The sequence below is a fragment of the Ensifer sp. EB106-05-01-XG146 genome (assembly GCF_058791875.1).
In genome coordinates this window covers 787,386-807,065 of record NZ_JBYTDX010000002.1, presented here as the reverse complement: position 1 = coordinate 807,065, position 19,680 = coordinate 787,386, and the positions used below count along the sequence as shown (strand labels likewise).

General features: G+C 63.4%; 18 protein-coding genes. 9 read left to right on the top strand and 9 right to left on the bottom strand.

Annotation, left to right across the window (positions count from 1 at the left end; all coding sequences use genetic code 11):
- Window positions 1-54 precede the first annotated feature (54 nt).
- The 3 genes from AC3WVQ_RS23745 to AC3WVQ_RS23735 all read left to right on the top strand — a co-directional run bounded on the left by AC3WVQ_RS23745 (window position 55) and on the right by AC3WVQ_RS23735 (window position 3,272).
- Complete coding sequence (locus AC3WVQ_RS23745; protein WP_492383042.1) at window positions 55-2,334, top strand: methyl-accepting chemotaxis protein; 2,280 nt, start codon at window positions 55-57, stop codon at window positions 2,332-2,334.
- Window positions 2,335-2,443: 109 nt separating this feature from the next.
- Entirely contained in the window at window positions 2,444-3,157 is a 714-nt protein-coding gene (locus AC3WVQ_RS23740) for a phosphate/phosphite/phosphonate ABC transporter substrate-binding protein (protein ID WP_492383041.1), read from the top strand.
- On the top strand, window positions 3,150-3,272 hold the full coding sequence (locus tag AC3WVQ_RS23735; protein ID WP_492383040.1) for a hypothetical protein: 123 nt from the start codon (window positions 3,150-3,152) through the stop codon (window positions 3,270-3,272). The genes AC3WVQ_RS23740 and AC3WVQ_RS23735 overlap by 8 nt, the downstream gene beginning before the upstream one ends.
- 25 nt (window positions 3,273-3,297) lie before the next feature.
- Here AC3WVQ_RS23735 and AC3WVQ_RS23730 read toward each other — a convergent pair whose 3' ends face one another.
- Window positions 3,298-4,041 carry an SDR family NAD(P)-dependent oxidoreductase gene (locus AC3WVQ_RS23730; protein ID WP_492383039.1) on the bottom strand — a complete coding sequence of 248 codons (744 nt, stop codon included), beginning with the start codon at window positions 4,039-4,041 and terminating at the stop codon, window positions 3,298-3,300.
- A gap of 97 nt (window positions 4,042-4,138) precedes the next feature.
- Between AC3WVQ_RS23730 and AC3WVQ_RS23725 the strand changes: the two genes are divergently transcribed.
- Both AC3WVQ_RS23725 and AC3WVQ_RS23720 read left to right on the top strand, forming a co-directional pair.
- Complete coding sequence (locus tag AC3WVQ_RS23725; protein ID WP_492383038.1) at window positions 4,139-5,044, top strand: AraC family transcriptional regulator; 906 nt, start codon at window positions 4,139-4,141, stop codon at window positions 5,042-5,044.
- Between the two features lie 129 nt (window positions 5,045-5,173).
- Window positions 5,174-5,761: a YqaA family protein gene (locus AC3WVQ_RS23720; protein WP_492383037.1), complete on the top strand. Its 588-nt coding sequence runs from the start codon at window positions 5,174-5,176 to the stop codon at window positions 5,759-5,761.
- A gap of 16 nt (window positions 5,762-5,777) precedes the next feature.
- On the opposite strand, the gene AC3WVQ_RS23715 is transcribed toward AC3WVQ_RS23720, so the two are convergent.
- The 4 genes from AC3WVQ_RS23715 to AC3WVQ_RS23700 form a co-directional block, all read right to left on the bottom strand.
- Window positions 5,778-7,217, bottom strand: coding sequence for an amidohydrolase family protein (locus AC3WVQ_RS23715; RefSeq protein WP_034799639.1), 1,440 nt, complete (start codon window positions 7,215-7,217; stop codon window positions 5,778-5,780).
- Entirely contained in the window at window positions 7,210-8,316 is a 1,107-nt protein-coding gene (locus AC3WVQ_RS23710; protein WP_034799638.1) for an amino acid ABC transporter permease, read from the bottom strand. Before AC3WVQ_RS23710 ends, AC3WVQ_RS23715 begins: the two co-directional genes overlap by 8 nt.
- 3 nt (window positions 8,317-8,319) lie before the next feature.
- On the bottom strand, window positions 8,320-9,468 hold the full coding sequence (locus AC3WVQ_RS23705) for an amino acid ABC transporter permease (protein ID WP_492383036.1): 1,149 nt from the start codon (window positions 9,466-9,468) through the stop codon (window positions 8,320-8,322).
- 171 nt (window positions 9,469-9,639) lie between these two features.
- On the bottom strand, window positions 9,640-10,671 hold the full coding sequence (locus AC3WVQ_RS23700) for an amino acid ABC transporter substrate-binding protein (protein ID WP_051659497.1): 1,032 nt from the start codon (window positions 10,669-10,671) through the stop codon (window positions 9,640-9,642).
- A gap of 240 nt (window positions 10,672-10,911) precedes the next feature.
- Between AC3WVQ_RS23700 and AC3WVQ_RS23695 the strand changes: the two genes are divergently transcribed.
- The gene (locus AC3WVQ_RS23695) at window positions 10,912-11,598 is read left to right on the top strand and encodes a GntR family transcriptional regulator (protein WP_034799636.1); all 687 of its coding nucleotides are present in this window, start codon (window positions 10,912-10,914) and stop codon (window positions 11,596-11,598) included.
- A 154-nt stretch (window positions 11,599-11,752) separates the two neighbouring features.
- Window positions 11,753-13,342: an ABC transporter substrate-binding protein gene (locus AC3WVQ_RS23690; RefSeq protein ID WP_492383035.1), complete on the top strand. Its 1,590-nt coding sequence runs from the start codon at window positions 11,753-11,755 to the stop codon at window positions 13,340-13,342.
- 59 nt (window positions 13,343-13,401) lie between these two features.
- Here AC3WVQ_RS23690 and AC3WVQ_RS23685 read toward each other — a convergent pair whose 3' ends face one another.
- The 4 genes from AC3WVQ_RS23685 to AC3WVQ_RS23670 form a co-directional block, all read right to left on the bottom strand.
- Window positions 13,402-14,076: an HAD family hydrolase gene (locus tag AC3WVQ_RS23685; RefSeq protein WP_034799634.1), complete on the bottom strand. Its 675-nt coding sequence runs from the start codon at window positions 14,074-14,076 to the stop codon at window positions 13,402-13,404.
- A 113-nt stretch (window positions 14,077-14,189) separates the two neighbouring features.
- Window positions 14,190-14,861, bottom strand: a complete 672-nt coding sequence (locus tag AC3WVQ_RS23680; protein WP_034799633.1) for a metallophosphoesterase family protein — start codon at window positions 14,859-14,861, stop codon at window positions 14,190-14,192.
- 214 nt (window positions 14,862-15,075) lie between these two features.
- Window positions 15,076-15,447, bottom strand: coding sequence for a hypothetical protein (locus AC3WVQ_RS23675; RefSeq protein ID WP_034799632.1), 372 nt, complete (start codon window positions 15,445-15,447; stop codon window positions 15,076-15,078).
- Window positions 15,448-15,589: 142 nt separating this feature from the next.
- Window positions 15,590-17,302, bottom strand: coding sequence for a phosphoethanolamine transferase (locus tag AC3WVQ_RS23670; protein WP_492383034.1), 1,713 nt, complete (start codon window positions 17,300-17,302; stop codon window positions 15,590-15,592).
- A 270-nt stretch (window positions 17,303-17,572) separates the two neighbouring features.
- Here AC3WVQ_RS23670 and AC3WVQ_RS23665 point away from each other — a divergent pair, with 270 nt between their 5' ends.
- A complete protein-coding gene (locus AC3WVQ_RS23665) occupies window positions 17,573-18,247 on the top strand; it encodes a response regulator transcription factor (RefSeq protein WP_034799630.1) in 675 nt (224 codons plus the stop codon).
- Complete coding sequence (locus AC3WVQ_RS23660) at window positions 18,244-19,602, top strand: sensor histidine kinase (protein WP_112772166.1); 1,359 nt, start codon at window positions 18,244-18,246, stop codon at window positions 19,600-19,602. Before AC3WVQ_RS23665 ends, AC3WVQ_RS23660 begins: the two co-directional genes overlap by 4 nt.
- Window positions 19,603-19,680: the final 78 nt, after the last annotated feature.

Sequence of the window (19,680 nt, the reverse complement as noted above, 5' to 3'; positions counted from 1 at the left end):
CGTCGCGACCAGCCTTCGGCATGGCCTCCTCCCCTTGCACGTCCGGTGATTGTTATGCGTTTGTCCGCGAAGCTTCCTCTCGCTGCGGCGGCTCTGGCCGCCTTTTCCATTGCTGCCACCAGTCTTGCCAGCCTGACCGTCAGCGGCAATCTCTCGTCACGCGCGGCAATCGAAAAGCTGGAGGCGCTCGCCGATGCCCGCCGCAACGAGCTACGCCATTACCTCACCACCGTGGAAAACGACCTGCGCAATCTGCAAGCACAGAAGTCCGTCGCCAAGGCGCTAACCGACCTCAATGGCGCAGCCGCCAAGTTCGGGGAAAAGACCGAAAGCGAATTGCAGCGCCGCTACCTGGCGGAAAACCCCAACGCCGAAGACAAGCGCGCCCTCTACAGCTCCGCCGGCATCGACGACTACGACGCGCTGCATGCGCGCTATCACCCGTTCTTCCGGCGCTTCGCCGAAGCCCACGGCTATCGCGACGTGCTGCTCGCCAATCTCAGCGGCGATGTCGTATACGCCCTCAACAAGAAAGGGGATTTTGGCTTCAACCTCAAGGACGCGGCCTGGAAGGACACCGGGCTTGGCCGCGTCTTCCGGGAAACGGCCGAGGGAACGGACAAGAGCAAGCTCGCCTTTGCGTCCTACGAAGCCTATGCCCCGCTTGGCGGCAGCCCCGCTGCGTTCGTCGCCATCCCCCTGGAATCGATTGACGGCAAGATCGGCACGCTGATCCTTGAAATGCCGGATGGGCGCATCGGCGAAATCGTCGGCAACCGCACGGGCCTTGGCGAAACCGGCGAAACGATTTTGCTCGACAGTAACGGGTTCTTCCTCGCCGACAGCGCCGCCACACCCGGCAACGATATGCTGAACGCCCGGATCGTGGCCGACCAGCCGGCGGAAGACGGCATCGTCAGCAGCAGGCTTGCGGATTTCCGCGGCGAGGAAACCCAGATGGCGGCCACCAATCTTGATGCTTTCGGCACGCGCTGGACCATTGCTGCGGTCATGACCTCGCGGGAGGCCTTTTCCGCGGTTACCGCCTTGCGCAACTGGACGCTCGCGACCGCGCTTGCCGTCCTCGCGGCTGCGCTGGCGATCTCCATCTGGTACTCGCGCCGACTGACGCACCCGATTACCGGTCTCGTCCGCGACATGAGCCGGCTCGCCGATGGCGACACGACGATCAGCGGTGTTGGCGGTACCCGCAAGGACGAGATCGGTGACATGGCCCGATCCGTCCTTGTTTTCCGCGACGCTCTTCGCGACCGGGCCCGCCTCGAAACCGAGGCAGCGGAGACGCAAACCATGATCGAGGAGGAACGGCACGGGCGCGAGACGACCCAGGCCGAGGTATCGCGCCAGATCAACGAGGCCGTCGAAATGCTGGCCTCGGGGCTCGAACGTTTGTCCCACGGCGATCTGACGGCCCGCATCGACCGCCCCTTCGGCGCCGGCTTCGATCGCCTGCGCTCGGACTTCAACCTGTCGCTGGAGAGCCTGGCGGTTACGCTCGGTGACGTGAAGGCGAGAAGCGCCGAGATCGACGGTGAAACCGGCGAGATGCGCGACGCCATCGGCCAACTCGCCAAGCGCACCGAACATCAGGCGGCGACGCTGGAGGAAGCGACCGCGGCGCTCGGCGCAATCACCGCCACCATCGGCCGCACCGCAGAACACGCCACATCCGCAACCACGATCGCCGCCGCGGCCAAGGCGAGTTCCGATCGTTCGGGTCAGGTGGTGATGAACGCCGTCTGCGCCATGGCCCAGATCGAGAAGGGATCGGTCGCCATCTCTCAGATCATCGGCACGATCAACGATATCGCCTTCCAGACCAACCTCCTGGCGCTGAACGCAGGGGTCGAGGCGGCGCGTGCCGGCGAAGCGGGTAAGGGCTTTGCGGTCGTTGCCCATGAGGTGCGGGAACTCGCGCAGAAGTCGGCGCAGGCCGCCCGGGAGATCAAGGCGATCATCACCGCGTCGGCCGAGGAAGTGGCGAAGGGCGTTTCTCTCGTCAGGGCCGCTGGCGACGCGCTCGACGAAATCTCCGGTCAGATCCACGCGATCAACGAGCAGACGCTGCAGATCGCGGGCGACGCGCGCAACCAGGCAACCGACCTGCAGCACATCAACCAGACCATGCTGTCGCTGGACGCCGTGACCCAGCAGAACAATGCGATGGTCGAGGACAGCACCGCCATGACCCACAGGCTCTCAGGCCAGGCATCCGGCCTGTTCGATCTGGTCGAGCGCTTCCGCACGACATCCAGCGGACGTCGATCTGAAACGGCCGCGGTGGAGCGGGCTGGCCTTCGCCGCACGGCCTAGCACCGCACATCGGCGCCGCCATCCAGACGCATGGCTGCCACCGCTTTGGCGCCGCGACCACGGCCTTGACGCTTCGCCGAACGCATTTTACGCCATGGCGGGAGTGCTCATGGAGCGCGGGGAAACCATGCGGATAGCCAGCCTTGCGATGTATGTCAGCCCTCAGCCGCTCGCGGCCGCAACGGCAACGCTCTGGGCGTTCCTGCGCGACGACCTGCGGCGCGAGGGCCTGACGGATGTGCCCGACCGATTGGACGCCGTCCTCCATCATGCCGATGCCTGGCTTCATCCGGCGCTGCTGCTCGCGCAAACCTGCGGCTATCCCTACGTGCGGCATTTGCGCGGCAAGGTTCGCCTTGTCGCTACGCCGGTCTACGGGCACCCGGGCTGCGACGGGCCCGACATGTGCAGCTTCGTCATCGTGCGAGCAAACGCACCGGTCCGTTCCCTCGAAGATCTCCGGGGGACACGGGCTGCCATCAACGATCCGATCAGCAATTCCGGAACCAACCTGTTGCGCGCGGCGATCGCGCCCCGCAGCCGCAATGGCCGGTTCTTCTCCTCTGTTGCGGAAACCGGCAGCCATTTGGCAAGCATCGATGCGGTTGCATCGGACACTGCCGACGTGGCCACCATCGACTGCGTGACCTATGGCAACACGCAACGTTTTGATCCGGAACGCGTGGCCGGTCTGCGGGTCTTGACCGCCACTGCCAGGCACGCCGGGCCTGCCTCTCGTCACCCGCGGCGACGCCTCGGACGACGAGCTTTTGCTGCTGCGCAGTTCACTCGGACGGGCGATCACGGAGCCCAATTTGGCTGAGGCCCGCGCTGTGCTTTCCTTAAAAGACTTCGCGGTTCTGTCGGATGCCGATTACGAGCCTGTGGCGGAACTGGCGCGGTTCGCGCATCGTCTCGGCTACCCCGAGATCGCCTGAAGACGCGCAGTTGAGTTCAGGTTCGTCAGCCTGCCTGTGCCAGCGCCACCGCATCGTCGCCGGCCGGGAAATGGAGCTGGCCGGACAAATCGTTCGCCGCTTGCCAGACGGCCTCCGCGACGTCGGCCTCGGTCGTCACCAGAGACGGTGCTGCAAATTGGGCGAAGATCGGCGCTGCGAATTCGGCATAGGCCTCGGGGATCAGGTCCTCGACCCGCATCGTCGTGTTGTGAGCAAAGCGCGTGGTTGGCGCGTAACCTGGCTCGACCAGCTTGACACGGATATCGAAGGCGGCAAGCTCGTGGGCAAGCGAACCGGTGAAGCCGCTAATCGCCGCCTTGCTGGCGGTATAGGCCGCGGCCAGCGGCATGGAAGCAAGCGTCACGCTGGAGGTGACGTTGACGACGACGCCGGACCGGCGAGCACGGAACTGCGGGATCACCGCCTGGGTCATCGCCATCACGCCGAAGGTATTGGTGTCGAAGACCTTGCGGATATGGGACATCGGAGTTGCCTCGAAGGCACCCACCACGCCGATGCCCGCATTGTTGACGAGCGCATCGATCGGACCGCTTTCCGCGATGGCGGCAGAGACGCTGTCGGGATCGGTGACATCGAGTGCCAGCAAACGAAGCCGCTTCGAATTCGGCAGAATATCGTGTCGGGGCGAGCGCATCGTGGCAATCACGCTCCAGCCTTCGGCATGAAAGCGGCGCGCAGTCTCCAGCCCGTAGCCGGAAGAGCAGCCAGTGATCAGTACGGTCTTCATAGCGGTATCCTTCGTGGTTGCGATGGAAACGGAGTACTGCGCGGACTGCGGACGTTCTACGGCTTGAAGTCCTGATTTTATTTGCTAGCATCCTGAAATGACCGATCCCCTCTCGCAGCTCATTCAGCTTCTCCGCCCACGCACAGTGTTCACCAAAGGCATCAGCGGTGCCGGCCGCTGGGCGGTTCGCTACTCCGAATTCGGTCATCCGAGCTTTTGTACCGCCATCGAGGGATCGTGCCGGCTGGCAGTCGATGGCGCGGCGCCGGTGACGCTGCAGGCGGGCGACTTCGTGTTGTTGCCTCGCACGCCCGGCTTCACCATCTCGGGCTTCGATCCGGTTCAGCCGACCTTCATCGATCCCAAGGCGGCGCCGTCACCGGTCGGCGACGTTCGCCATGGCAGGCAGGACGGCGAACCGGACGTGCGCCTGCTCGGCGGCTATTTCGTCCTCGACTCGCCCGACGCCGGACTGCTCGTTTCGCTGCTGCCGGCATTGATGCATCTGCGCGGGATAGAACGGCTTTCGACGCTCGTCCGCATTGTGGGCGAAGAAGCACGCGACGAACGCCCGGGCCACGACCTGGTTCTCGCACGCCTTGTGGAAGTGATGCTTGTCGAGGCGCTTCGATCAATTGAAGGGGAGAGCGCGGCACCCGGCCTGTTGCGCGGGCTGGGAGATGCGCGGCTGGCGGTGGCCATTCGCCAGATCCACGCCGATCCCGCCCATCCCTGGACCGTGACGGAGCTGGCGCACGAGGCCGCACTGTCGCGCTCCGTCTTCTTCGAGCGCTTCACGCGCGCCGTCGGCGTGCCACCGATGGAGTATCTGCTCGTCTGGCGCATGGCGATCGCCAAGGACCTGCTGCGGCAACGCGAACTGGATCTTGCCGCCGTCGCCGAACATGTCGGCTACAGCTCGGCAAGCACCTTCAGCACGGCCTTCAGCCGCCATGTCGGGCAACCGCCAGGGCGCTACGCGCGCATGGCGGCTGCCCAATAATACCGGCACGGCTTCTCGTGAGAATTGTCTCAAATACAGAAGTCAGCCACATTTACACCCTGCTCTCTGGCCTATAGACGAGCCTTGGGGCCCGTAAACGGACCCCGGGCCAACAGAGAACCGCACCTCATGCTCCGACGCCTGTACGATTGGACAATGTCGCTCGCGACACGGGAAACCGCCATTGTCTGGCTTGGCATCATTGCCTTTGTCGAAAGCTCGATCTTCCCGGTTCCGGCCGATCTTCTCTTGATCCCGATGGCGCTGGCGCGCCCGGAACGGGCCTGGCGCTATGCGCTCGTGGCGACGGTCTGCTCGGTACTTGGCGGCATCGCCGACTGGTATCTCGGCCATTATGCCTTCGACACCATCGCAAGGCCATTGCTCGAGTTCTACGGCAAGCTCGACACCTTCGAGCATCTGAAGGCCTCGGTCGACAGTGAGATGCTGGCATTGCTGCTCGTCACCTCGGGCCTGGCGCATCTGCCGCCGATCAAGGTCGTGACCATCCTTTCAGGCGCCGCCAACATCAATCTCGGCCTGTTCATCGTCTCGGCGATCATTGCCCGCGGCGCGCGATTCTTCCTGCTCGCCTGGCTGCTGCGCCGTTTCGGCGAAGAGATCCGGGATTTCCTCGAAAGGCGTCTTGGCGCGCTGGCGGGCGCGGCGGCGACAGTCCTGATCTGCCTCTTCGCCGCACACCGCTTTCTGTCCTGACGGACCGCGGCCGGAATTACCTGCGCGGCAGTGAGAGCGGCGCAAGCGTCCCCATTGCGCGACCCTTCGTGTCGTTCTCAGCCGCCTTGCGGCAAGCGTAGTCCTGCGCTTCCTGGAGCTTTGCGAGCGCGCCGTCATAATCGATCAAGGTCGGGCGGCCATCACTGACGACGCAAGTGCCGTCCACGTGGACACGCTCGATCGCCCGCTCGGCCGCGCAATGCAGGAGATTGCGCAAGGGGTCGTAGACCGGCTGCATGGCGTGGTGCCTGAGATCGACCACCAGGAAATCCGCCTTCGAGCCGACGGCGATCCGGCCGATGTCGTCCCGGCCAAGTGCCCGCGCGCCGGCGGTCGTCGCCGCCTCGAAGATGTCGCCGGTGGATACGTCGAAGACGGACTTGCCCGAGAGCCGCGCGCAGATCATCGCCTGGCGCATTTCTTCGAGCATGTTGAACGGATAGCTGTCGGTTCCGAGCGCGACGTTGACGCCGGCGCGGCGGTAGCGGCCGACCGATTCCAGTGCCATGCCGCTGCGCGAGAAGGTGACCGGGCAATGGGCGACGGTCGTCTGGCGTTCGGCGAGCAGACGCAAGTCGATCTCCGTGCGCTGTCGCGTCCAGGAATGGCTGTCGACGAAGATGCAATGACCAAGGATCAGGTCCTTGCCGAGCAGACCCAGCTTTTCAAGATATTGTACGGCCGTCAGCCCGTGCCGGCGCAAGAGTTCTTCGTGCTCGGTCATGGTCTGGGCAGCATGAATGGTGATCGGCATGCCGCGCTGACGCGCTGCCGCCACCGCATCCTGCAGCAGTTCCGGCGAGCAGGTCTCGATCTGCGACGGTGCGACGACGCCGCCAAGGCGGCCCGATGGGTGTGCATTCGCAGTATCGACGACCTCAAGCGCTCGCGCAAAGGCATCGCGCCCCCGCGCCCTGTCCCAACGGAAGTCAAGACGATGGCTGTCTTCGACGTGCCATTGCGCTTCGCGGAAACCCGGCGCGACGAAGGTGCGTGCACCACTCTTGGCAAGCGTCGGCAGCCAGCTCGCATGCGGGCCGGCAATATCGAGCAACGTGGTGACGCCACTACGCATCAGGTCGCCGACCATGACCGTCAGCGACGCCTCGATCGCATCGTCATCGATTTCCAGAAGGTTGGAGTATTCGTAGAGCGCATTGCCCCAGAGCGCTGCCGTCCCCATGTCCTCGAAGATGCCCTTGGAGATCGGCTCCTCGCCGGAATGGCAATGCACGTTGACGAAGCCCGGCAGGATCATCCGGTCGCGGCCGGAGCTTTCGCTGACGAACGGACCGTCATAGTGGCCGCCGACATGCACGAAGCCCTTCTCGTCATAGGCGACGTCGGCGTCGTTGAGATAGACATGGCCATTAAGCTTGCGGTCGAAGGCGACGAGCGTATGCGCTTTGCGGATGACGTGGATCTCTTTAGTCATGCGTGGTCCTGAAATATTGCTCAAGGAAACGGCTGTAAGCCCCCATGAGAGCGCTGAAAACGAAGTATACAACAGCCGCGAAGACATAGCCCTCCAGCACCGCGATGCCCTGCCATTGCGGGTCGCGCATGGCGGTGCGGACGGTGTCGAGGAAGTCGAGCAGACCGACGATCGTCACCAGCGTTGTATCCTGGAAGAAGCCGATGAACAGGCTGACCAAGGGCGGAATGACCTTCTTCAGCGCCTGCGGCAGCACGATTTTACGCATGATCTGCCAGTAATGCAGACCCAGCGAATGGCCGGCCTCGACCTGCCCGTTGGGAACCGCCTGCAGGCCGCCGCGCACGATCTCGGCGATATAGGCGGCGGCAAAGAGGATGATCGCCACCTGCGCCCGGACGAGCTTGTCGATGGTGATGCCATTGGGCATGAACAGGGGCAGCATGACCGTCGCCATGAACAGGATGCTGATCAGCGGCACCCCGCGCACGATCTCGATGAAGCCGACGCCGAGGACGCGGATTGCCGGAAGGCTCGATGCGCGGGCGAGCGCCAGCGCAATGCCAAGCGGGAGCGCGCAGGCAAGCCCGATGAAGGAGAGCATGAAGGAAAGCGGCAGCCCGCCCCATTGCGTCGTGGGCACGACCGTGAGGCCGAAATAGCCGCCCGCCATCAGCACATAGAGCACCGGCAGGACGACGGCGACCCAGGCGATCAGCAGTCCCCGCCCCCAGACCTTCGGCATCATCGAGACGAGGCAGGCGCCGAGAAACAGAAGCATCGCCGTCAGCGGACGCCATTGCTCTTCAAAGGGATAAAAGCCGAAAAAGATGTAGCGCATCTTCGCCGACAGGAACGGCCAGCAGGCGCCGCTGGTCGCCTTGCATTCCGCCGGCGTGCCCACAAAGGTGGCGTCGACGAAGAGCCAGCCGATTGCGAGCTTGGCGAGCGCAAAGACCGTGCCGAGGCAGAGGATGGTGATCAGCGCATTGCCGGGCGTGCCGAAATAGGCGCTGAACCAGCGGCTGCGCGATGCCGGTGGCGCTTCGCGGCTCGGCGCAAGCGTCGCATTGCTCGCGAGGGTGTCGACCTGTGTCATGGCTCAGCGCTCCCTCAGCGCGACCCGCGCATTGTACCAGTTCATCACCAGCGAGATCAGGATCGACAGGCCGAGATAGACGCCCATGAAAATGGCAATGGCTTCAATCGCCTGGCCCGTCTGGTTCATAATCGTGTTTGAGACCATCACCAGATCCGGATAGCCGATGGCGATCGCGAGCGAGCTGTTCTTGAACACGGTCAGATAGGTGTTGGTGAGCGGCGGAATGATGATGCGCAGCGCCTGCGGCAGGATCACGAGCTTCAGCGTGCGTGCCCGCGACAGGCCAAGTGCCGTCGCCGCTTCCCACTGCCCCTTGCTGACTGCCTGGATGCCAGCGCGAACGATTTCCGCGACATTGGCCGACACGCTGAGCGTCAGCCCTAGCAGAAGCGCCACGAATTCGGGGCGCAAATGATAGCCGCCGCTCAGGCGGAAGCGGCCGAGTTCCGGCACATCCCAGGTGACCGAGATGTTTGCGAAGAGGATGGTTGCGGCGAGCGGCAGCAGAAACGCGATCGTCGCGAACAGGGCAATCGGCCGCTCCTTGCCGGTTACGATGCGGCGGCGGCCGAGAATGCGCGCGGTAACGACGGCGGCAGCGACGCCGACAACAAAGGCCGTGACCAGCGCAGCGAAACCGCTCTGCCAGTGCAGCGCCGGCGTGACCAGACCGCTGTTCGACAGAAAGACGCCGGGAAGCATCTCGATCGCCTGCTTGACTGGCGGAAACACGGAGATGATCAGCGAATACCAGAGCAGAAGATAAAGCAGCAGCGGCACGTTGCGCAGCGCTTCCACATAGGCAAGCATCAGCCGCGACAACATCGGATTGTGCGACAGCCGCCCGATGCCGACCAACAGCCCGAGAACAGTGCCGAACAGGGCAGCGAGCAGCGAAACCTTGACCGTGTTGGTGATGCCGACGAGGATCGCGCGGCCGATCGTATCCGTCGGCTCATAGGTGATGGCAGATTCGGTAATGACAAATCCGGCCTGGCGCGCCAGGAAGCCGAAACCGGTCGCAATATCCTGCTTGGCAAGATTGGCGCTTGCGGTGCTGAACATCACCCAGGCGATGAGCAGCACGACGCCGACGGCGATCACTTGATAGAGATAGGCGCGAATGCGCGCGTCATAAAACAGGGGCATCGGCACCCGTCCCTTGGAGCACAATGATCTCGGGCCGGCGCGACCCAAGATCATAACTTGATCGATTTCTATCGTTTATAGTACGGCGGCATACCGCGCGCACTCTCCACGGGCCGATTAGGCACCATGTGGAGACGTGGACCCGAGCGAAACGCGCGGGCCCGTCGATTCTCAACGGAACGGCGGTGCGTAGAGCAGGCCACCTTCGCTCCAGCGCGTGTTCGGGCCACGCGTCAGGCCAAGCGCGGTCTTGGTGCCGAGGTTGCGCTCGAACACTTCGCCGTAGTTCCCGACGCCCTTGATGATGTTGTAGCCCCACTTGTTGTCGAGGTTCAGCATCTTGCCGAGTTCTTCGCTGACGCCGAGCATGCGCTGGATCTCCGGATCCTCGCTCTTGGTCATCTCGTCGACATTGGCCTGGGTGATCCCACGCTCTTCGGCAGCCATCAGCATCCAGGCAGACCAGGAGACGATGTCACGCCAGTTGGAATCGTTCTGGCGAACGGCCGGCGCCAGCGGCTCCTTTGAGATCGTTTCCGGCAGCACGACGTAATCGTCCGGGTTGTTGGCAACGGCGCGGATCGAGGCAAGGTCCGAACGGTCGGACGAGATCGCCTCGCAGCGGCCGGAGAAGAAGGCGTTGCGGTTTTCGTCCGGGCTTTCGAAGACGACCAGCTCGAACTTGCCGCCGATCGTACGGAAGAAGTCGCTGAGGTTCTGGGCGGTCGTGGTGCCCGGCAGCGTGCAGATCGCTGCGTCGGTCAGTTCCTTGGCGCTGCTGACGCCGAGCGACTTCGGCACCATCAGACCCTGGCCGTCGTAGAACACGGTCGGGCCGAAATCGAGCCCGAGTGAGGTTTCGCGCGAAAAGGTCATGGTCGTCTGGCGCGACAGCATGTCGATCTCGCCGGACTGAAGCGCCTGGAAGCGCGTATTGATGTTGGTCAGGACGAAGTCGACCTTTTCCGGATCGCCGAATACGGCAGCCGCCACGGCGCGGCAGACATCGACGTCGAAGCCTTCCATGTGACCCTTGGCATCGGCCGTCGCAAAGCCCGGCGTGCTCATCGAGACGCCGCAGATCAGCTTGCCGCGGGCCTTGACGGTTTCGAGCGTCGTCGCGGCGTTGGCAGCGGTCGCGGCCACCAGGCCGACGGCGATGCCGGCAACTGTCGCACAGAGCTGCAGAATCCTGCTGTTCATGAATTCCCTCCCATTGGCTGTTCCCTTTCAGGCCTTCTCAGGTCGCGCGGTCCTCTCCGCACGCCTCCTCCCGAACCGGCCGGCACCGGCCTATTTTTGTCGGCGCCTGCAATTGCATACGACAAGAGAATACAAACATCAACATTATTGTATACAATATTGACGACCATTTGGACGGGCGCTATCGAAGACAAGGGACATGTTCGGCCGGTCCCCGATCGGCCCGTTGGGGAGGCACCCTTGTCTGAGAAATCTAGCCGCAGCGAAGTGGTCTACAAGCTTTTGCGCCAGGCGATCCTGGAACAGGCCCTGAGGCCCGGAACGAAACTTTCCGAAGATACGATCGCCGACCATTTCAAGGTCAGCCGTACCAGCGTTCGGGCGGCCCTGGTCCGGCTCAACGCCGAAGGCATTGTCGATTTACGCGCCAATAAGGGCGCCTGCGTGGCCGAGCCGACATTGGAGGAAGCCCGCGACATCTTCGCACTGCGACGCATGCTCGAAGCCGAGGTGATCCGACGGCTCGTCGCCGATCTCGACGCCGCCGGCGTCAAGCGGCTGCAGCAGCATGTCCGGCAGGAGGAGACGGCGCTTACAGATCACGGCCCGCTTTCGATCCGGCTCGCTGGCGAATTTCACATCCTGCTTGCCGAGCTTACGGGCTCACAGGCGCTGACGCGGTTCGTCCGCGAGATCGTCTCACGCTGTTCGCTGATCCTCGCCCGGTTCGCGCGGCTGCATTCGCCGGAATGTGCCGTCGACGAGCATGTCCAGATCATCCGCGCCCTGCAATCGCGCGACACCGCCACGGCGGAACGGATCATGCTCGAACACCTCGACGCGGTCGAGCTTCGCGCCGAACTCGACACCGACAAGACCGAGCCGGATATCTCCGCGATCCTGCAACGCTACGCCCGCAAGGGCTGACGGCGCCTCAACTATTCGGTCGAGAATACGACTTTCTTTCGCCGATCTGCGCCACCATCTGTCGCGCGGCAACACACCAGGCGCGGCATCTGTCTCCAATATCTGCAACGATACCGGTTACACCGGGTGGGTCTTGCAAGAGAGGGAGTAAGACATGCCAATTGAACTGGAATTCATGAGCAAGCAGGTTGCCGCGGGCCGGCTGTCGCGACGGGAGTTTCTCGGACGCGCCGCGGCACTCGGGATAACCGCCGCCTCGGCGAACCTGCTGCTTGGCCAAGCGGCCCGCGCCGCAGGGCCGGTCAAGGGCGGAACACTCAAGGCGGGCCTCGTCGGCGGGGAATCGACGAACAGCCTGGACCCGGCAACCTGGGCAAGTCAGGTCCCCTACACGCTCGGGCGCTGCTGGGGCGAACAGCTCGTCGAAGTCTCGCCGACGGGCGAGATCGAGTACCGGCTTGCGGAAGCCTACGAGGCGACGCCGGACGCCAAGACCTGGCGCTTCAAGATCCGCAAGGACGTGACCTTCCACAACGGCAAGGAGCTGACCCCGGCCGACGTGGTGGCGACGTTCGAGCGTCATGGCGACGCGGACTCCAAGTCTGCGGCCCTGCCCTTCGTTCAGGACTTTGAGACGATCAAAGTCGATGGCGACAGCGTGGTCATCGCGCTGCGCGCGCCCAATGCCGACCTGCCCTATATCGTCAGCGATTACCACCTGATGATCCAGCCGAACGGCGGCAAGGACGACCCGACGGCGGGCATCGGCACCGGCCCCTACAAGGTCGTGTCCAACGAGCCGGGCGTCAAACATATCGCAGAGCGGCACGAAGGTTATTGGGGCTCGGCCGAGCGCGGCCATGCCGATCAGATCGAAATCGCTGTCATCAATGACTCGACCGCTCGAACCGCGGCCCTCCAGAGCGGCCAGATCCACATGATCAACCGCATCGAGCCCAAGGTGGTCGCCCTGATCAGTCGCCTTCCCGGCGTCGTCATACGGAATGTGCCGGGCAAGGGTCACTATGTCTTCATCGCCCATTGCAACACGGCGCCCTTCGACAACAACGACCTGCGCCTGGCGCTGAAATATGCCGTCGACCGCGAGGAGATGGTGGCAAAGGTGCTCGCCGGCTATGGCACCGTCGGCAACGACACGCCGATGATCAAGGGCTATCCGCTGTTCGACAACGATATCGAGCAGCGCGTCTTCGATCCGGACAAGGCGAAGTTCCACTACAAGAAATCCGGGCACAGCGGCTCGGTTCTGCTTCGGACCTCCGATGTCGCCTTTCCCGGCGCTGTCGATGCGGCACAACTCTTCCAGATGAGCGCCGCCAAATGCGGGATCACCATCGACCTGAAGCGCGAACCGGGCGACGGCTACTGGTCGGACGTCTGGAACAAGCAGCCCTTCAGCATGTCCTATTGGACCGGCCGGCCGACGCAGGACCAGGTCTATTCGATCGCCTATCTCTCCAAGGCCGAGTGGAACGACACCCGCTTCCTCCGGGAGGACTTCGACAAGCTGATCTTTGCGGCGCGTGGTGAACTCGACAACGCCAAGCGCAAGGCACTTTATCATCAGGCGGCGATGATGCTGCGCGACGAAGGCGGCGTCATCGTACCGATGTTCAACAACTATATCGACGCGACCAACGACAAGGTCGGCGGTTGGATCGACGATCCGAACGGCGAACTGATGGGCGGGCACGCGCTGACGAAATGCTGGCTCAACGCCTAAACCAGCGACGCGAATGACGGGAGGTCCGCACGCGGCCTCCCGTTCTCATCGACGGGTTTTCAAGCGGTCCGGCGCAGTGATACCGTGCCGTCTGTTGCGCGCTCCACCGCGATGTCGTGGTAGCGGGCAAGCGTCATGTGCGGCGTTCCCTCGGCGGCCGCATGCGCACCGGTGACGACGACGACATCGGCCCCGGCTGCGAGCCCGGCCAGAATTCCGGCCGGCGCGTCCTCGAACACCAGGCAATCCTCCGCACGCACGCCCAGCCGCTCGGCCGCCATCCGGTAGCCCTGTGGATCGGGCTTGCCGATGGAAACATCCTCACCGGTGATCATCAGTTGGGGCATCGGAATGCCGGCGGCCGCGAGACGGCGCACGGCGAGATCCAGCGGCGCGGACGTCACGATCGCCCACCTTTCCGGCGGCAGAGAATTCAGGAAATCAACCGCACCGGGGATCTCGACAATACCTTCAACGTCGGCGATCTCGGCCAGCGCCAGGTCGTAGGCTTCCTTCTCCGGATCGATGTCCGGCAGCTCGAGATTGCGGATCGTATCGACGGCGCGCACTCCATGTACGGTTTTGGTAAACTCGACTGGGTCGAGACCATTGCGCTCCGCCCATGCGCCCCAGACACGCTCGACCACGGCCATGGAGTTCAGCAACGTGCCATCCATATCGAACAGGAGGGCAGCAAAATTCTTCGTGAAAACGGATGAAGGCGCGGCGTCCAAGGCAATCCCCTGAGATGATGAGACGGGCGGCAAAGGCTTCGCCCAGCGGAGAAGCCACACCTACTACCGGAGAGCCGCCCGCACAATGCCATTTACGCCCCCGATGCCAACGCTCACTCGACGCGCCAGGCAGCCTTGCTCGCCGTCAGGAAGTCGATCGGCCCACCCGCCTGATCGTCGTCGAAGATGGCGCAGGAGAGGATGCCGCTGAACACCGCGCCGGAATCGACATTGGTGCGGTTTCCGACCGTGCGCGGATTGGCCGTGCTCGGCGTGTGGCCATGACAAAGGTGCCGGCCCCAGTACTCGCCGGAATAGTCGTCGGGCGGCCGGATCCAGAGGAAAACCCCGTCGTCCTGCTGTTCCAGCGGCCGCGTGTCGTCGACGCCCGCATGAACGAAAATGCGAAAGCGCTCGACCAGGATCGTCGGCAGCTCCTTGATCCATTTCAGGTGCCGCCCGGGAACCGTGCCGTCATAGGAGATCAGCGTCTCGCGGCCACCGTTGACCAGCCACCAGTCGACATCGCTTTCACCACTGCTGGCACCCCAAAGCATTTCCTCGTGGTTGCCCTTGAGGGTCAGCCAGGTCCAGCCGGGCTTCGTCGGACCAGCCATGATCAGTTCAATGACGGCGCGGCTGTCCGGCCCCCGGTCGATCAGGTCGCCGAGAAAGATCACCCGCCCCGTTGGCGCATAGTCTTCGATTTCATCCAGCAGCGCGCGCAGCTGGTCGAGGCAGCCGTGAATATCGCCGACGGCGAACGTCAGATGCCGGACGGCCATGCATTCACTCTCCAAATTCCGATAGCGGGCGCCGGCCGGTTCGAGGCCGAAAATATCGCCAGATCAAGGCGCTATAACATGCCTTTTGCGGAAAGGATGCAAGATGCGGCGGCCGCGACGCGGACCCGTGCGACAATTAAGAATGAGGGCCGCCGTGTAAGGAGCCACGGGCGAGATGCCCGCACTTGGGAGCCACTATTGTGCCGTCCTGATGTCAGCGTCGGGAATGACCCTTGGCGATGGTCGAGCTGGCGATCGACACCGGGTCGCTTGCCGGAAAAGTATCCTCGAGTCCTTCGTCGAGTTGCTCTTCCATCGCATCGCGATCATGCGCCCGGCGCGCGTTCGGCAGGGTGCCGCGACGCACCCCTGCCTGGTCGCCGGCGGCCGCGACCGTTTCGTCGGCCGCAATGGCCGCATGCAGAATTTCCTTTGCCTTCGCGATCGCGTTCAGCCGGTTAAGGGATCCGGCCTTGTCCTGGGGACACATCACTGTCACCACCTCATCGCCGTCGCCTATGAATTCGACGGTGAACCCTGAGCGACCGGCTCTTTCGGCAGTGACCTGCAGGCCGACGATGCGCATCGGACCTCTCCTTCCTTGGGCTGTCCCGAAGGGCCGAGGCCGCGTTGGCCGCCTCGGCCGTGGCGGGAACGAAATCGGGGTGTGTTTTCAAGGAAGCGTCGAGGCCGGGTTTTGTTCCGACCGTGGGCAAATTTACGGGCCGTTAAAGGGCGCCTGGAAACCCTGAGGAACGCACGGGGCTTGCCGGCAAGTCGTTGGTCGTATCCGCGGCCTGGAACGCCGCCCCGCCGCCCGGCTTCTTCGTGCAGCTCGCAAAGGCATCAAGGCCCGGCTTGTAGACCGTGGTCTCGACATTCATCATGCCGAGCACGGTATGAAACAGGTTGTCGTGGGATTTCGGCTGCGCCGTATCCTTGGCGAGGCACGCCGTATCGACACCCATTGCCGCCTGGTAGGGCTTCGAGAACCACGCAATAAACGGCACCTGCGTCTGTTCGCGCGGGGCGATGGCATAGGGCGCGCCGTGCAGATAGATGCCGTTCTCGCCGAGCGACTCGCCGTGATCGGACATATAGATCATCGCGCCCGCGATCTGGTCCTGATGCTTTTCCAGCAACCGGGCGACACTCGCCACCACGTAGTCGGTGTAGAGGATCGTGTTGTCATAGGCGTTCGTGATTTCTTCAACCGAACACTTCATCAGTTCGGGCGTGCGGCAATCGGGCGTGAAACGCCGGAACTTCTCGGGATAGCGCAGGTAATAGGACGGTCCGTGGCTGCCGAGTTGGTGGAGTACGATCACGCTGTTCTTCTTGGTCGCCGAGAGCTTCTTGTCGAGCTCGCCGAGGAAGATCTCGTCCAGGCATTCCCCGTTTTTGCAGAGCGGGCTGTTCTTCTGGTCGGTCATGCTGGCGAAGTTGATGAGGTCGGCAATGCCCTTGCTTCCGGTGTTGTTGTCCCACCAGGTGGTCGAAACTCCGGCGCGCGTCAGCACGTTCATGAGGTTTTCCGTCGAGCGAGCCTTCCAGTCGCTGTACTCATCACGCGGGTAGACGGAGAACATGCAGGGGAGCGACGTTGCCGTCGCCGTGCCGCAGCTCGTGGTGTCGGTGTAGTTGACGACGCCCAGAGCCTTGAGTTCCGGATTGGTCTCGCGCCCATAGCCGTTCAGCGAGAAGTTCATCGCGCGCGCGGTTTCGCCGGCAACGACGACGACAACCACGGGCTTGCCGGCAGCTTCAATCCGCGCACCCTGTCGGGCATCGGTTGCGAGTGGCTGCACGACGATGTTGCGCTGCTTATAGGTCGAGGATGCATATCGCACGGCAGCCGAAACCGGCCCCGTCGGGTTGAACCGCTTCATCAGGTCCTTGTGTTCGCGGATCACGTAGGCGACGTTTGCAAAGTTCGCGTAGACCAGACCCCCGCTGACGAGGAGGCAGGGAATGATCACCGCCAGGTTGACCGCAGCATTCGACAGGAAGGGCCGGTAGCGGAGCTTGAACCAGATCACCAGCAGCGACGGAAGTACCCCGTAAAGCAGCAGATGCGTCGCCAGACTGCCGGTCAGGAGGTGGCTGGCTTCGGCCTGCGTCGTCACCGCCGCGTTGCCGATCATGTCCTTGTCGATGATGACGCCGAAAGTATCGATGAAGTAGGAGGCGGCGGCCGATACCATGATCAGGAAGATCATCACCGGCTTCATCACATATTTGACGGAGGCCAGCGTCAGGCCTGCGAAGGTCAGCAGACACAGAGCCGCGCTGAAAGACAGACGCGCCGTGAGGGAATCGTCGAAATAGGCGACCGTGTGTGTCCAGAAGGATTTGTTGGTGGCAAGGAGCAGATAGGCACTGACAAGAGCGCTGAGCGCAATACTGCCGATTTCGGGGCGGCGAATACCTGAAAATCTCAAAACTGTAGTCTCCTGCGGTGACTGCAAGAGCGCCTGGGAAGGGCGTTGCAGGCACGGGCATTCAATCGAGATGGAGGCCGCGTGGCGGCCACCTGCTAGGTTGCAGCCTCCCCCTCAGCCGTTGAGATACGACGGACAAGCTGTCCAAACCCCGTCAAGATTGCTCATTGTTGCGCCGATACGCGCGCTGGTAGGTGTCGCGCAGGCAGTTGGCAGTCCCGGCGAAAGCCCATATGGTCGGCGGTGGCCCTGTAATATCGAGACGAATCAATGCGCCTGCTCCTGGTCGAAGACAGTCCGCGACTGGTTGAACTGGTCGGTGAAACCATGCGGGATGCGGGCTGGCGCCTCGATGCGGTTTCAAGCGTGGCCGATGCCGAAACGGCGATCGCGGCGCGCGAGCATGACCTGGTGCTGCTTGACCTCGGGCTGCCCGATGGCGACGGCCTGTCGCTGCTTCGCCGCGTCCGCCTGGAGTATCCCGGGCTGCCGGTGCTGATCATCACGGCCAAGGGCTCTGTCGACGAGCGCATCGCCGGGCTCGACGCCGGGGCCGACGACTATCTCGTAAAACCGTTCCACCATCGCGAGCTGCTGTCGCGCTGTCGCGCGATGCTGCGGCGCAATCCCCAGGCCGTACAGCCGGTACTGGAAGCTGGGACATTGCGCTACGACCCGGCAACCGCCGACCTCACCTGCGACGGCACGGTGGTGCCTTTGCCGCCGCGCGAGCGGTCGTTGATCGAGATCCTGATGCGCGAGGTCGGTCGCGTCGTGCCGAAGCGGAAGCTCGAAACGGCCCTTTCGGAATATGGCCAGGAAGTCACTCCCAATGCCCTGGAACTGGCTGTTTCAAGGGTGCGCAAACGCCTGCAGCCGCTCGATAGCGGCGTTCAGATCGAGACGGTGCGCGGCATCGGCTACCTCCTCAGGCAAGCTCCATGAGGAGCCGAAACCCTTCCCTGATCGGTATCGTAGCCCGCCGCATCATCGCCTTCTCGCTGTTGGCCATGGCGATCCAGATCGGCGTCGTCTTCGCCGACTACTGGTTCGACGACGACAAGCTGAGCGTGCTCATGCTGCAGCAGGAAACCGAAAACCTGATCGAGTATGTCCAGGTGCGCGACGGCGTGGCGCGTTACGAGCCCAATCGCGACGTGCGCGAACGCTATCTCGACCGGTCCGACGACAACGGCGCGATTTTCCTGCGTATCCGCACTGCGTCCGGTGAGATGATCCATTCGAACTGCACGGCCGAATGTGCCCAACACTTCCTGCCGCTCAACGTCGACGCGCCGCAATTCTGGAAACGCCTGATCGCGCCGGGCAAACCTTTCAGCGTTGCCGGCGGCCAGACTTTCGATCGGGGCGGCCTGGTCGTCCTGGTCGAACTCGCGATCCTCAACGATCCGAACGGCTTCATGTACGGCGCCTTGCTGCACGAGATGTTCGATTCGATGATCGTGCCGATGACCCTAATGTTCTGTCTCGTGATCGGCGCGACGATCTGGTCGGTGCGCAGCGCCCTGCGGCCGGTCGCCATGGCCGCGCAGGCCGCCGACGCCCTCGACCCGCGCGACAGCAATGCGCGCCTGCCGTTGACGCGGATGCCGCAGGAAATCGCCCGTCTCGTCACCGCAGTCAATCGGATGCTGACCCGGGTTGCCGATCTCATCCAGTCGCAAAAGCTGTTCTCGTCGTCGATCGCCCATGAAATCCGCACGCCGGTGTCGATCGCCAAGATGGAACTGAGCCGCATCGACGACCCGCGGGCGCGCAATGCGGAGCGCGACCTGGACGCACTCACCCATATTCTGGAGCAGTTGACCTCGCTCGCGCGCGCCGATGCCGTCGATCCCTCCGCCTACCAGCGCACCAGCCTGTCTCAGATCGGCGCCGCCGTTGCGGAGGCGATTGCACCTTTCGTCTTCGACCACGACAAGTCCCTCGAATTCGTAGACGAAGGCACGCCACAGATAACCGCCATTCCGGCGCTCGTCGAAAACATGCTGCGCAACCTCATCGAGAACGCCGTCAAGCACAACCCGCCGGGAACCCGGATCGTCCTGACGTGTGGCCCCGGCCCGGTCGTCTGTGTCGAGGACGACGGCAAGGGGCTGATCGACCTCCCGGAGCACAACGAAGACCTCGGCTATGTAAAAAGCTCCGGGCAGCTCGGCCTCGGCCTGAAGATCGTGCGGCGCATCAGCGAATTGCACCAGGCAACCGTCGCGGTCGACACGACGCCTGGCCGTGGCACCCGGTTCTCGATCGATTTTTCCGCCGCCCTGTCGGGCTGACGAGCCCGACGACAGGGACACAACGCGCCCGCGTGTGCATCGCACATTTTTTAGGCGCGATGCATATATTTCAATCCA